Below are 13398 nucleotides of genomic sequence, written 5' to 3' on the forward strand. Positions count from 1 at the left end.
TTCACGCCTGGCTCAGTATCAGCACCGCCAATGGCGGCAAGTTCAACGCCAGCGACACCGGCTGCCCATGGTGAGGCTCATCCTGGGTGAACACTTCGCCGCCATTGCCGTAATTGGAGCCGCAATAGGTGTCGGCATCACTATTGATCAGCTCTTTCCAACTGCCGGCAAAGGGCACGCCCACCTGGTAGGCCTCACGGGGCACCGGAGTGAAGTTGGCCACCACCAGCACCGCCTTGCCGTCCTTGCTCCAGCGCAGCCAGGCATAGACGCTGTTGATCGCATCGTCGCCAATCAACCACTGGAAGCCCTGGGGCGCGGCGTCTTGTTCATGCAGCGCCGGCTCTTGGCGGTACAGGCGGTTAAGGTCGCCCACCAGTTTCTGCACGCCGCGGTGTTCCGGGTATTGCAGCAGGTACCAGTCCAGTTGCTGGTCGTGGTTCCACTCGCGCCACTGGCCGAATTCACAGCCCATGAACAATAGCTTTTTGCCGGGGTGCATCCACATAAAGCTCAGGTAGGCCCGCAGGTTGGCGAATTTCTGCCAGCGGTCGCCGGGCATCTTGTCGATCAGCGAGTGTTTGCCATGCACCACTTCATCGTGGGAAATCGGCAGCACAAAGCGTTCCGACCAGGCGTACACCAGGCCGAAACTCAGCTCATTGTGATGATGGGCGCGGTACACCGGGTCCTGTTGGATGTAATGCAGCGAATCGTGCATCCAGCCCATGTTCCATTTGTAGTTGAAGCCCAGGCCACCCTGCTGGGTCGGCTGGCTGACGCCCGGCCAAGCAGTGGACTCTTCGGCGATCACCAGGGCCCCGGGGGCTTCCAGGGCGACCACGTCATTCAAATGCCGCAGGAAGTCGATGGCTTCGAGGTTCTCGCGCCCACCGTGGCGGTTGGGCACCCACTCGCCGGCCTTGCGTGAATAGTCGCGATACAGCATCGACGCCACCGCATCCACCCGCAGCCCATCGATATGGAAATGCTTGAGCCAGTGCAGCGCCGAGGCCAGCATAAAGCCGTGGACTTCGGTGCGCCCCAGGTTGTAGATCAGCGTGTCCCAATCCTGGTGGAAGCCTTCCAGCGGGTTGCCGTATTCGTACAGCGCGGTGCCGTCAAACTGGGCCAGGCCGTGGGCATCGGTGGGGAAATGCGCCGGCACCCAGTCGAGAATGATGCCGATACCCGCCAGATGGCAGGCATTGACGAAGGCGCCGAACTCATCGGGCGAGCCAAAACGCGCACTGGGCGCGAATTGCGACAGCGGCTGGTAGCCCCAGGAGCCACCGAAGGGGTGCTCCATGATCGGCATCAGCTCGATATGGGTAAAGCCCAGTTGTTGCACATAGGGAATCAGCCGCTCCCCCAGTTCGCGCCAGCTATATTGGCGCGCCACTTCGCCCAACTCATCGAGCTCGCATTGCCAGGAGCCGACGTGCAGTTCATAGATCGACAACGGCGCACTGGCCGCCTGGCGTGCGCCACGGGCCTGCATCCAGGCCTCATCGGCCCAGTCCACCTGTAACGGCGCGGCGACTTTCGACGCGGTGTCAGGTGGCAGTTGCGTGGCCAGGGCCATGGGGTCGGCCTTAAGCGGCAGGATGCCGGCAGCGCCGAGGATTTCGTATTTGTAGGCGGCGCCGGCTTGCAGGCGCGGGATAAAGATCTCCCAGACCCCGGCGGGATGCCGCAGGCGCATCGGGTGGCGGCGCCCGTCCCAGATATTGAAGTCGCCTACCACCGACACCCGCCGCGCATTCGGCGCCCACACCGCAAAGCGCACGCCCTGGATGCCATCGACGCTCATCACCTGGGCCCCCAGGCAACCGCTCAAGTTGCGGTGATTGCCTTCGGCAAACAGGTACAGGTCCATCTCGCCGAGCAACGGGCCGAAACTGTAGGGGTCTTCGGTGATCTGCTCGCCACCGGCCCACTGGATCTGCAACAGGTAGCCCTGGCGCGTGGCGAAATGCCCGATAAACAAGCCCGGCACCGGGGTGGTATCCAGGCTGCCAAGCACTTCGCCGCTGTCCCGGGCCAGCACCTGTACACTCAAGGCCTCCGGCAGGAATGCGCGGATAACCTGGCCGCCCTGCTCATCGTCGTGGGGGCCGAGGATCGCAAAAGGATCTGGATGTTCGGCGCGCACCAGGGCTTCAATGTCCTTGGGCACAGGCATGACAGCGAACTTCGATTGCAGCGGTTCTTTATGTGTAAAGCTCATGGTTTCTCCCACCTTGAGGTTCGCGCGCTTGGGCTGACCGTCATTAATAACCTTCCAACAACCCGTGCAATCCGCGTAATGGCACCGCCAACCAGGTCGGACGATTCTCTGCCTCGTAGGCCACTTCGTACGCCGCCTTCTCCAGGCTGAACAACGCCAGTGCCGCCTGCGCGCCCTTGGCATCCTGCCAGTCATGCGCCAGTGTAGACGTAGCCTGTTGATACGCCTGGATAAACGCCTGGCGCGCTTGATGCAGGTAACGCTCCGCCACGCGCTGGCATGCCGCATCGGCGGCGGCCGAGTGCTCCAGGCCTTGGCCTTGCACATTCAGGGCCATGGCGGCGGCATAGTCGAACGAACGCAACACGCCGCTGACGTCTTTGTATGGGCTGTGTTTGCCCCGGCGCTCGTGCAGCGGCCGTGCGGGCTCGCCTTCAAAGTCGATCAGGTAGGCATCGCCCTTGACCACCAGCACTTGGCCCAGGTGCAAATCACCATGCACGCGGATGCGCAAACCGCCTACCGTGGCTTTCGCCAGGGCCTGTACATGGCTGGCAATCGCCTTTTCCTGGGTCAGTAGTTGAGTGACCAGGGCCTGGTCGGCCGGGTTCAATTCAGGTTGGTGCTGTTTGAGCAACTGCAGGGCACGCGCGATCTGCGCCCCCACCTGTTTGGCCCAACCCTGGCTGTCCTTGACCGAGGTGACTTGCGGCTGGAAGTCCGGGTTGGCCGTTGGCGCAGCCAGGACCTGGTGCATTTCCCCCAGCCGCTGCCCGAGCAGCCCGGCGAAATCCGCCAGTTCACCCAGGGCGTTGTAGTGCTGCTCCTGCTCGGACATGGCCTCGGCCAGCTCATCGCGGATGGCCCGTTCCAGGTTGTTCTGGGTCCAGCCCCAGGCGTCGCCCTGGTTACTGAGATAGCCCTGGGCAATCATCAACAGAGTGTCCTGGCCCTCGGCATCGCGACGGATCACCGACCCCAGCAGCGGCGAGATATGCCCATAGCCGGCGGCAGTCAGGTAGGCGCCCATTTCCAGTTCCGGGTGAACCCCGGCGCTGACCTTGCGGATCAACTTGAGCACCAGGCTTTCGCCGACCACCACCGAACTGTTGGACTGTTCAGCCGCCAGGTAACGTACTGGCAATTCATCCCCCAGCGGCAGGTCGGCCAGTTGTGGGGTGGCTTGGAAACGGATCTCACCGTCGCTGCTGCTGAGCACGGTCTGGGCGCGCAGGCCCTCGAGCACCGCACGGATATAGCTGTCGAGGCTGAAGGCATCGGTGATCAAGCCCACCTGGCGTACCCGGCGCACCCGCGCCAGGGCCAGTTGTTGCGCCAAGGCGCCGCTGAACTGGTCTTCGCCCAACAAGCCGAATGGCAGTTGGTAACGGCTGGTCTGCCCGCCGCTGGTCACTTCAATCTCACTGAGCAGCACCGGATGCTGGGCATCACCAAAACGTACGCCATAGGCGATATGCACGCGCTCGATGGCTGAGTCCTTGTTGGCAAACCAGCGCCGCTTGGGCAGCCAGCTAGGCAACGAGGTCTGCTCCAGGGTGGTGCGGCACGGCGCTTCGAGCAATTCTTCGAGGCGTTTTTTCAACACCAGGGTGGTGAAGTCCGGCAGGCTCTGGGCCGGTTCCACATGCCAGCTGGGCATCTGGTTTTCGGCGGCGAGCACGAACCAGTAGAAGCCATAAGGGGCCAGGGTCAGCAGGAAATTGAGCTGGCCAATGGGGGGGAATGCGTTGCCGCCGAGCATTTCCACCGGGACCATGCCGGCAAACGCTGACAGGTCCAATTCCGCCGCCTGGGCCGTGCGCGAGACGTTGGCCACGCACAGGATGATTTCAGGCTTGCCGTCGACGCCGGTGTATTCGCGGGTGTAGGCCAGGATCCGGCGATTGCTGGGCGAGAGCATTTTCAGGCTGCCGCGCCCGAAGGCCTTGGACTGCTTGCGGATCGCCAGCATGCGTCGGGTCCAGTTCAGCAGCGAATGCGGGTCCTGGGCCTGGGTTTCGACGTTGACCGACTGGTAGCCGTAAAGCGGGTCCATGATCGGCGGCAGCACCAGGCTGGCCGGATCGGCGCGGGAAAACCCGCCGTTGCGGTCGATGGACCATTGCATCGGCGTACGCACGCCGTCGCGGTCGCCCAGGTAGATGTTGTCGCCCATGCCGATTTCATCGCCGTAATACAGGGTCGGCGTGCCGGGCATCGACAGCAGCAGGCTGTTGAGCAGCTCGATGCGTCGACGGTCACGCTCCATCAAGGGCGCCAGGCGCCGGCGGATGCCCAGGTTGATGCGCGCGCGGCGGTCGGCGGCATAGTAGTTCCACAGGTAATCGCGCTCTTTGTCGGTGACCATTTCCAGGGTCAGCTCGTCGTGGTTGCGCAGGAAAATCGCCCATTGGCAGTTGGCCGGAATCTCCGGGGTCTGGCGCAGGATATCGGTGATCGGGAAGCGATCCTCCTGGGCCAGGGCCATGTACATGCGCGGCATCAGCGGGAAGTGGAAGGCCATATGGCATTCATCGCCGTCGTCGCCCTTCTGCTCGCCGAAGTACAACTGGGTGTCTTCTGGCCACTGGTTGGCTTCGGCCAGCAGCATGCGGTCGGGGTAGTTGGCGTCGATCTCGGCACGGATCTGCTTGAGCACATCGTGGGTTTCGGGGAGGTTTTCGTTGTGGGTGCCGTCGCGCTCGATCAGGTACGGGATCGCGTCCAGGCGCAAGCCATCGATGCCCATGTCCAGCCAGTAGCGCATCACCGACAACACGGCTTTCATGACTTGCGGGTTGTCGAAGTTGAGGTCCGGCTGGTGGGAATAGAAGCGGTGCCAGAAGTACTGGCCGGCGACCGGGTCCCAGGTCCAGTTGGACTTTTCGGTGTCGAGGAAAATGATGCGGGTGCCGTCGTATTTCTGGTCGTCGTCGGACCACACGTAGAAGTCCCGGGCGCTAGAGCCGGGCTTGGCCTTGCGCGCCCGCTGGAACCACGGGTGCTGGTCGGAGGTGTGGTTGATCACCAGCTCCGTGATCACCCGCAGGCCGCGCTTGTGCGCCTCGGCGATAAAGCGCTTGGCGTCGGCCAGGGTCCCGTAGTCGCTGTGCACGCCACGGTATTCGGCGATGTCATAGCCGTCGTCGCGGCGTGGCGAGGGGTAGAACGGCAACAGCCAGATGGTGTTCACGCCCAGGTCGGCGATGTAGTCGAGTTTGGCGATCAGCCCGGGGAAATCACCGATGCCGTCGTTGTTGGCGTCGAAATAGGATTTGACGTGAACCTGGTAAATCACCGCGTCCTTGTACCAGAGCGGGTCCTTGATAAAGGTGGCAGCCTTGGGTTTCTTCGCCATTGGAAACTCCTGGATAATTCAAAAAAACTTACAGACTGGACTTGGTCAATGTGGGAGTGGGCAAGCCCGCTCCCACATTTGATCTGCATCCGACTCAAGAGCGGGTGACGCGCCAGATGCCAAACGGCAGGTGGGGCTCGATGCGCATCCATTGGGTCTTGCCGTACCAGGTCCAGCGATGGCCATTCATCAGGTCTTCGCCCTGGACCTGGGCGTCGTCCGGCAGGCCCATGTCCCACAGCGGCAGCTCGAAATGCGCCTCCTGGGGGTTGAACGGGTCGAGGCTGACGGCGATCAGGATGAAGTTGCTGCCATCCTCGCTGCGCTTGCCGAAGTACAGGATGTTGTCGTTGAAGGCGTTGTAGAGCGTCAGCCCCAGGTGTGTCTGCAGCGCCGGGTTTTGCCGGCGGATGCGGTTGAGCTGGGCGATCTCGGCAATGATGTTGCCGGGGGCGCTGAAGTCCCGAGGGCGGATCTCGTACTTTTCCGAGTCCAGGTACTCTTCCTTGCCCGGCACCGGCGCGCTTTCACACAGTTCAAAGCCCGAATACATGCCCCACAGGCCCGAGCCCATGGTGGCCAGCGCCGCGCGGATCAAGAACCCAGGGCGGCCGGACTCATGCAGGAAGCCTGGGTTGATATCCGGGGTATTGACGAAAAAGTTCGGCCGGTAGCATTCACGCCAGGGCGACTGGTTCAGTTGGGTGAAGTACTCGCTGAGTTCGGCCTTGGTGTTGCGCCAGGTGAAATAGGTGTAGCTCTGGGAGTAGCCGACCTTGCCCAGGCGCGCCATCATCGCCGGGGTGGTAAAGGCTTCGGCGAGGAAGATCACCTCGGGGTGCCGGGCCCGTACGTCGCTGATCAGCCACTGCCAAAATGGCAGCGGCTTGGTGTGGGGGTTGTCGACGCGGAAGGTCTTCACGCCCTCCTCGACCCAGCCCAGCACGATATCGCGCAACTCCAGCCACAGGCTGGGGATCGCATCGGCGGCATAGAAATCGACGTTGACGATATCCTGGTATTTTTTCGGCGGGTTCTCCGCGTATTTGATCGTGCCGTCCGGGCGCCAGTTGAACCAGCCGGGGTGCTGCTTGAGCCATGGGTGGTCCTGGGAACACTGGATGGCAAAGTCCAGGGCGATCTCCAGGCCATGCTCGGCGGCAGCCGCCACCAGGCGGCGGAAATCCTCGCGGGTGCCCAGTTGCGAATGGATCGCATCGTGGCCGCCCTCCTCGCTGCCGATGGCATAGGGGCTGCCGGGATCGTCGGGGCCGGCGCTCAGTGCGTTGTTCCTGCCCTTGCGATGGCTGCGGCCGATGGGGTGGATCGGCGGGAAGTACAGCACGTCAAAACCCATGTCGTGGATCATCGCCAGGCGCCCATGCACGTCATTGAAGGTGCCATGGCGCGCCGGATCGTCGGTGATCGAGCGTGGGAACAGCTCGTACCAACTGGCAAACAGCGCCTGGGGGCGCTCCACATCCAGTGGATACACCGGGCTGATACTCAGGTAGGGACGCAGATCGGCCTGGGCCATCAGCTGTGCACTGTCAGCGTGCAGAAACAACGCAACCTGCTCGGTTTCCAGCAGCGCGGACAGTTGTTGATGCAACTGCTGCAATTGCGCCTGCAATTCGCCTTCGCTGCGTTCGGCCGCTTGCAGCACCTGCAGGCGGCCTTCCTGCAGCTCCAGGCTGACCGGCACGCCGGCCGTGTGTTTCTTGCCCAGTTCGTAGCAAAAGCTGGCGAAATGATCGATCCAGGCCTCGATGCAATATTGGTGCGGGCCCTGTTGGGTGACGTCGAAAGTGCCTTCCCAGGTGTTGTTGCCCTTGTCTGCCATGACTTCGCGCTGCCAGTTGTCTTCACTCAGCGACCGCCAGCGAATCAACACGGCCAACTGGTCATGCCCGTCAGCGAATACCTTGCTGGTAACGTGGATGGCTTGCCCTTGCACGGCCTTGACCGCGAATGCGCCGGCATCAATCACCGGCATCGTGTCTTCAATGGCGATCCTGGGCAGCAACAGTGCCTGGGACAGCGGTAATGCGGATATTTCAGCCGTCATCGAGCATCTCCCCTTACGCCCCATGGACGCTCTTGTGCTTGATTGCTGCAGGCGGGCTCTTGCTGAGCCGGCCACATAAGGTCCGAGCCCGGTGGCCGGCGCAAAGTTCAGATGGATGTGCCGCCACTGGGCGGGAATCAATCGGCCATGGCGGTTGTCCACCGATTGAGCAAAGCACAAACGAGGCCACCGCGATGAATATCCCGATTCCTGCCCAAACCCCAGACCCGAATATTGATCACCCCACCTTGCCACAGACCGAGCCAGAGCCGATCCCTGAGCAGGAGCCTCTGGAAAGCGTGCCACCGGCAAAGGAAGAACCACCGACGACTCTGCCGCCGGTTATCGTATAGGAGCCCGAAGCTAAGGCTTGTCCAGTCGCTTCACTGCTGAATACCACTGGCGCCAGTACGGTGCTCAGTACCGCGGTGTGTCCACTCCTCTGGCACAGAATCCTCCAACACATTAAGGAGAACATTCCCACCAACAGCGTAGACAAGGATTAACGTTTGCTTTGCCTCGGTGCTCTAGGCTGATTTCACACATACCTGCAACTTCATATCCGTAGTAGGTGCTACGTCTAGAGGACTGACCATGTCGATCATCAGTAACCAACCCAGAGCCCCTCATCCAATCCACACAACTGAGCCCCCATCCGACGCCCAGAGCGCAGGGCGGGACCGAGGGCCAGACGGCACTTCACCCACGCGCACCGCGATAAGTGAATTTATACGCGAGAAAAGTCTCAGAGAACTGCACGCCTTTATAACACCCGAGAATGTCATTGAGTTACTGCGTAACCCCAGCTCTAAAAAGAACGCTGAAGTCTTGAAGAAGATTAATGATCTATTGACTGCGCAGAGTATCAACTCATTGCTACGGGGCCCCTATGCCAAAGAAAATGGCAAAATCCTCACAGAATTAGCCTCTCTATTTACAGACAAAATCAATAACGATCTTCTCACTATTGGGGAGGAAGTGCTCAAGAGGATGAAGGATGAAAACGAAGAAAGAAGATACAACATGTATTACCAACTGATCTCTGTCGGCACTGACGGTGACAATGGCGTCCTGAATCTCATAACCGAATGGCAGCATACGATGGACAGTCTGCAGCGAGGTTTCCAGCAAAGTGATAAGACAGCAGGCATCTTTTTAGAAGTCGGCTCTCGCTTGAGCAAGAGCAGAATCAGTAAGAACGCCGACGGTTGAAGGCCAGCACCGGTGATTCGGTGATTTGATTGACCTGGATCAGCATGCCCCCAGCGCTGTTGATCCAGGCACGAGCCCCACGGCTTGCGGGGTGCTGCACATTGTCGCAGGCGCGCCTTAAAAACCCATCTGATCCGCTTTTTATCGTTTTACCTGAGTCTGTTATGCAAACAGATCGCGGCCCATAGTTTGTCGGCCTGATGGAGGCTGATGAGCGAAAGACCATGAGCGATAGAATCCCCGTCCGATTAGTAGAAAACTTCGAGCCTGCACATCCAAAGAAGATGAAGGCCAAGTCCAGCGACAACCAGATCCATACCCGTAGTTTCACCGGCCTGTTCCGTACCTTGCGCATAAGCGGTGCGGGCTTTTTGTTCCTGGCGTTTTTTGGCACCGTGTGGCTGAACTGGGATTCACGCCAGGCGGTACTGTGGGACTTGGCTGAAAGCAAGTTCCATATCTTTGGCGCGACCTTCTGGCCCCAGGACTTCATCCTGTTGTCGGCGCTGTTGATCATCTGTGCTTTCGGCCTGTTTGCGATCACCGTGTTTGCCGGCCGTGTGTGGTGTGGCTACACCTGCCCGCAAAGTTCGTTTACCTGGCTGTTTATGTGGTGCGAAAAGATCACCGAAGGCGAGCGTAACCAAAGGATCAAGCTACAGGCCGCGCCCTGGGGCGTGAACAAGCTGGCGCGCCGGGCCGCCAAGCACACCCTGTGGCTGGCCATCAGCGTGCTGACCGGCCTGACCTTTGTCGGCTACTTCACGCCGATCCGCCCCCTGGCCGAAGAGCTGCTGACCTGGCAGATGGGCGGTGTCAGCCTGTTCTGGGTGCTGTTCTTTACCGGCGCCACCTACATCAATGCCGGCTGGCTGCGCGAAGCGGTGTGCATGCATATGTGCCCGTATGCGCGGTTCCAGAGCGTGATGTTCGACAAGGACACCCTGACCATTTCCTACGACGCCGCCCGTGGCGAAAGCCGTGGCCCGCGCAAACGTGATGTAAACCCGGCCGAGGTCGGCCTGGGCGACTGTATCGACTGCCACTTGTGCGTGCAGGTCTGCCCCACCGGCATCGACATCCGCGACGGCCTGCAAATGGAATGTATCGGCTGTGCGGCGTGCATCGATGCCTGTGATTCAATCATGGACAAGATGGGCTATGCACGAGGTTTGGTGGGCTACACCTCCGAGCATCAGTTGCAAGGTGGCAAGACCCACCTGCTGCGGCCACGGTTGATCGGCTACAGTGCGGTGTTGCTGGTGATGATCGCTGCGTTGGTAATGGCGTTGGTGCAGCGGCCAATGGTGTCGCTGGACGTGACCAAGGACCGTGGTATGTTCCGCGAAAACAGCCAGGGGCTGATCGAGAACATCTACAGCCTGAAGATCATCAACAAGACCCAACTGCGCCAGGATTACCACGTAGAGCTGGTGGATGGCGAAGGCTTCCAACTGCAAGGCAAGACCCAGATCAGCCTGGCCCCCGGGGAAATCACCGATGTGCCGGTGTCTGTAGCCTTGACCCGTGACAAACCGAGCAGCAGCTCGCAAACCATCCGTTTCAAGGTGACGGATAGGGATGAGCCAAGTGTTTATAGTGTCGCCGAGAGCCGTTTTGTGGCGCCGCTGAACCGCTGAGACATGTGGGAGTGGGCTTGCCCGCTCCCACATTTTTACCTGTGTAGACCCTAGGATCACGATGAAACGCTACGAGAAATTTGCCGACGACATCGCTGAACTGATCCGCTCCGGCGTCCTCGGACCGGGCCAGCGGGTGCCGTCAGTGCGCTATGCCAGCCAGACCTATGGCGTCAGCCCGTCCACGGTGTTCCAGGCCTATTACCTGCTGGAGCGCCGTGGCTTGATCCGGGCGCGGCCGCGCTCCGGGTATTTCGTCAATACCCATGCCCCCAGCCCGTTCTCGGAACCGGCGGTCAGCGCCCATGTGCACGAGTCCACCGAGGTGGACGTCAGTGAACTGGTGTTTTCCGTGCTCGATTCGATCAAGGACCCGCAGACCGTGCCCTTTGGCTCGGCCTTTCCCAGCCCGACGCTGTTCCCCCTGCAACGCCTGGCCCGCTCCCTGGCCAGCGCCAGCCGCGAAATGGACCCGCGCATGGTGGTCACCGATATGTCGCCGGGCAACCCGCAACTGCGCCGGCAAATCGCCCTGCGCTACATGGTCGGCGGCTTGATGTTGCCCATGGAAGAACTGCTGATCACCAACGGCGCCCTCGAAGCACTGAACCTGTGCCTGCAAGCGGTGACCGAGCCCGGCGACCTGGTGGCCATCGAAGCCCCTGCGTTTTATGCCTGCCTGCAGGTGCTGGAGCGCTTGAAACTCAAGGCCGTGGAAATCCCGGTGCACCCGCGTGACGGCCTTGACCTCAAGGTGCTGGCCCAGACCCTGGAGCGTTACCCGATCAAGGCCTGCTGGTGCATGAGCAGTTTCCAGAACCCCATGGGCGCCACCATGCCCGAGGTCAAGAAACAGGAGTTGGTCGAGTTGTTGCGCGGGCATCAGGTGCCGCTGATCGAAGACGATGTGTACGCCGAACTGTACTACGGCCAGCAGGCGCCCAAGCCGGCCAAGGCTTTTGACACCGAAGGCCTGGTGATGCACTGCGGCTCCTTTGCCAAGAGCCTGGCCCCTGGCTATCGCGTCGGTTGGGTGGCGGCCGGCCGCTATGCGCAAAAAATCGAGCGCCTGAAGCTGATGACCTCGCTCTGCGCCTCGATGCCGGCCCAGGCAGCGATTGCCGACTATTTGCAACACGGTGGCTACGATCGGCACCTGCGCAAACTGCGCTATGCCCTGGAAGAGCAGCAAAGCGCGATGCTCGCCGCCATTGCCCGCTATTTCCCGGCGCAGACCCGGGTCAGCCAGCCCGCCGGCGGCTACTTCTTGTGGCTGGAGCTGCCGGAGCAGACCGATTCGCTGAAACTGTTCCAGATGGCCCTGGCCCAGGGTATCAGCATCGCGCCGGGGCCGATTTTCTCGCCGACCCAGCGCTTTCGTAACTGCATCCGTCTGAACTACGGCAGCCCCTGGGATGAGGCGGCGGAAAAGGCCATGGAAACGCTGGGGCGGATTGTGCGTTCGTTTTGAGGGTAGGCTTGAAATAAACCGGCCAAATAATCCCGTTGGAAGGTGCCATTTAGCGGTTTAGGATCAGCGCGTTCTCATTAAAACAGAGCGAGACGCCATGAATAATCTCCTGCCGCCATTTTTTTATTTTCCATTGCCCATCCCGCCCAACTACATGCGTGTCGCAGAACAGCACGAAGTGCGCCAACTGGCTGGGCCAATGGGACGTCCTGTCGGGGATCACCGTTCGGCGCAAAAAATTATCGAACAGAGCACGGTCTTGAAGCACTTCCTCGACGGGCATCACCGCTGGCAGTTGGAGCATGATCTCAAGCAGCATGTGGGTGACTGGACGCAAGCCAATCCAGACCCGGAATCACGCGCCAATGCGGCCTATGACCTGGAAAGAGTGTTGCGTTTTATCGATAACCTGGACGAGCGCAAGCTCGACGGTAGCGATGAGCGCAACGGTAACATAGACGGTTTTGCCGAGAGGGGGGTCATCATCCAGCACAACTCGGAGGCGGGCTGCCTGGACCAGTTCGCCCGCGAAGGCTACGCGGCGTTGCGCGCTTTTTGAGGTTCGAGCGGTGGCAAGGAGTTTGGCCCGTGTTATCGCCCGCCCCCCAGGTCAACAAACGTCCCCGTGGCATAGGACGCCTTGTCCGACAGCAGCCAGACAATCGCCTCCGCCACTTCATCCGGCCGCCCGCCACGGGCCATGGGAATCCCCGATTCGAGCTTGCTGACCCGCTCAGGATCGCCGCTCAAGGCATGGAAATCAGTGAAGATGTACCCGGGGCGCACGGCATTTACCCGAATCCCCTCGCCCGCCACTTCCTTGGCCAGGCCGATGGTGAAGGTGTCCAGTGCGCCCTTGGACGACGCATAGTCCACGTACTCGCCCGGCGAGCCCAGGCGTGCGGCCACCGAGGAGACGTTGACGATGCTGCCGCCCTGCCCGCCATGCCGGGGCGACATGCGCAACAAGGCGTGCTTGGCACACAGGATCGGGCCCAGCACATTGGTCTTGAGGGTTTTCAGGATACGGAATTCGGACATCTCATCGACGCGGGACTTGTGCCCGACAGTGCCGGCATTGTTGACCAGCGCAGTGACGCGGCCCAATTCGGCGTCGACCCGGTGGAACAGGCCAATCACTTCGTCTTCGATGCTGACGTCGGCGCGCACCGCAATGGCCTGGGCGCCCAGGGCGCGTACCTGTTCCAGTACCCGTAGCGCGGCGTCTTCATCGGACTGGAAATTGATGCAGATGCGATAGCCCTGCCGGGCCGCCAGCAAGGCCGTGGCGGCTCCGATCCCACGGCTGGCACCGGTGATGACGACAACTTTGTCCATCTGTACTGACTCCCCATTCAACTTCAGCTGTTGGGCCCAAGAATACCTGTGCCTGCCAGGTTTTGCATGGACCGGGGTCAA

8 protein-coding genes are annotated in these 13398 nt (G+C 61.0%); 4 read left to right on the top strand and 4 right to left on the bottom strand.

What is annotated here, in order from left to right; genetic code table 11:
- Nucleotide 1 precedes the first annotated feature (1 nt).
- From glgB to BLL38_RS01535, 3 genes are all read right to left on the bottom strand, one after another.
- Nucleotides 2–2230: a 1,4-alpha-glucan branching protein GlgB gene (gene glgB, locus BLL38_RS01525; RefSeq protein ID WP_076960993.1), complete on the bottom strand. Its 2229-nt coding sequence runs from the start codon at nt 2228–2230 to the stop codon at nt 2–4.
- Nucleotides 2231–2273: 43 nt separating this feature from the next.
- Complete coding sequence (gene treS, locus BLL38_RS01530) at nt 2274–5588, bottom strand: maltose alpha-D-glucosyltransferase (protein WP_076960994.1); 3315 nt, start codon at nt 5586–5588, stop codon at nt 2274–2276.
- Nucleotides 5589–5682: 94 nt separating this feature from the next.
- The gene (locus BLL38_RS01535; protein ID WP_076960995.1) at nt 5683–7656 is read right to left on the bottom strand and encodes an alpha-1,4-glucan--maltose-1-phosphate maltosyltransferase; all 1974 of its coding nucleotides are present in this window, start codon (nt 7654–7656) and stop codon (nt 5683–5685) included.
- A 594-nt stretch (nt 7657–8250) separates the two neighbouring features.
- Here BLL38_RS01535 and BLL38_RS01540 point away from each other — a divergent pair.
- The 4 genes from BLL38_RS01540 (at nt 8251) to BLL38_RS01555 (ending at nt 12538) form a co-directional block, all read left to right on the top strand.
- Nucleotides 8251–8868, top strand: coding sequence for a hypothetical protein (locus BLL38_RS01540; protein WP_076960996.1), 618 nt, complete (start codon nt 8251–8253; stop codon nt 8866–8868).
- A gap of 224 nt (nt 8869–9092) precedes the next feature.
- A complete protein-coding gene (gene ccoG / locus BLL38_RS01545; RefSeq protein WP_076960997.1) occupies nt 9093–10508 on the top strand; it encodes a cytochrome c oxidase accessory protein CcoG in 1416 nt (471 codons plus the stop codon).
- A gap of 61 nt (nt 10509–10569) precedes the next feature.
- The gene (gene mapR, locus BLL38_RS01550) at nt 10570–11979 is read left to right on the top strand and encodes a GntR family transcriptional regulator MpaR (RefSeq protein WP_076960998.1); all 1410 of its coding nucleotides are present in this window, start codon (nt 10570–10572) and stop codon (nt 11977–11979) included.
- 97 nt (nt 11980–12076) lie between these two features.
- On the top strand, nt 12077–12538 hold the full coding sequence (locus BLL38_RS01555) for a hypothetical protein (RefSeq protein ID WP_242627580.1): 462 nt from the start codon (nt 12077–12079) through the stop codon (nt 12536–12538).
- Nucleotides 12539–12570: 32 nt separating this feature from the next.
- Here BLL38_RS01555 and BLL38_RS01560 read toward each other — a convergent pair whose 3' ends face one another.
- Nucleotides 12571–13317: an SDR family oxidoreductase gene (locus BLL38_RS01560; protein WP_076960999.1), complete on the bottom strand. Its 747-nt coding sequence runs from the start codon at nt 13315–13317 to the stop codon at nt 12571–12573.
- Nucleotides 13318–13398: the final 81 nt, after the last annotated feature.

The sequence above is a fragment of the Pseudomonas gessardii genome, assembly GCF_001983165.1.
GTDB classification, from domain to species: domain Bacteria; phylum Pseudomonadota; class Gammaproteobacteria; order Pseudomonadales; family Pseudomonadaceae; genus Aquipseudomonas; species Aquipseudomonas gessardii.

Bases quoted from the DNA above. Each gene is read 5' to 3' on its own strand.
- BLL38_RS01540 (WP_076960996.1), top strand. From the start codon at position 8,251: ATGTCGATCATCAGTAACCAACCCAGAGCCCCTCATCCAATCCACACA.
- BLL38_RS01555 (WP_242627580.1), top strand. From the start codon at position 12,077: ATGAATAATCTCCTGCCGCCATTTTTTTATTTTCCATTGCCCATCCCG.
- glgB (WP_076960993.1), bottom strand. From the start codon at position 2,230: ATGAGCTTTACACATAAAGAACCGCTGCAATCGAAGTTCGCTGTCATG.
- ccoG (WP_076960997.1), top strand. From the start codon at position 9,093: ATGAGCGATAGAATCCCCGTCCGATTAGTAGAAAACTTCGAGCCTGCA.
- treS (WP_076960994.1), bottom strand. From the start codon at position 5,588: ATGGCGAAGAAACCCAAGGCTGCCACCTTTATCAAGGACCCGCTCTGG.
- mapR (WP_076960998.1), top strand. From the start codon at position 10,570: ATGAAACGCTACGAGAAATTTGCCGACGACATCGCTGAACTGATCCGC.
- BLL38_RS01560 (WP_076960999.1), bottom strand. From the start codon at position 13,317: ATGGACAAAGTTGTCGTCATCACCGGTGCCAGCCGTGGGATCGGAGCC.
- BLL38_RS01535 (WP_076960995.1), bottom strand. From the start codon at position 7,656: ATGACGGCTGAAATATCCGCATTACCGCTGTCCCAGGCACTGTTGCTG.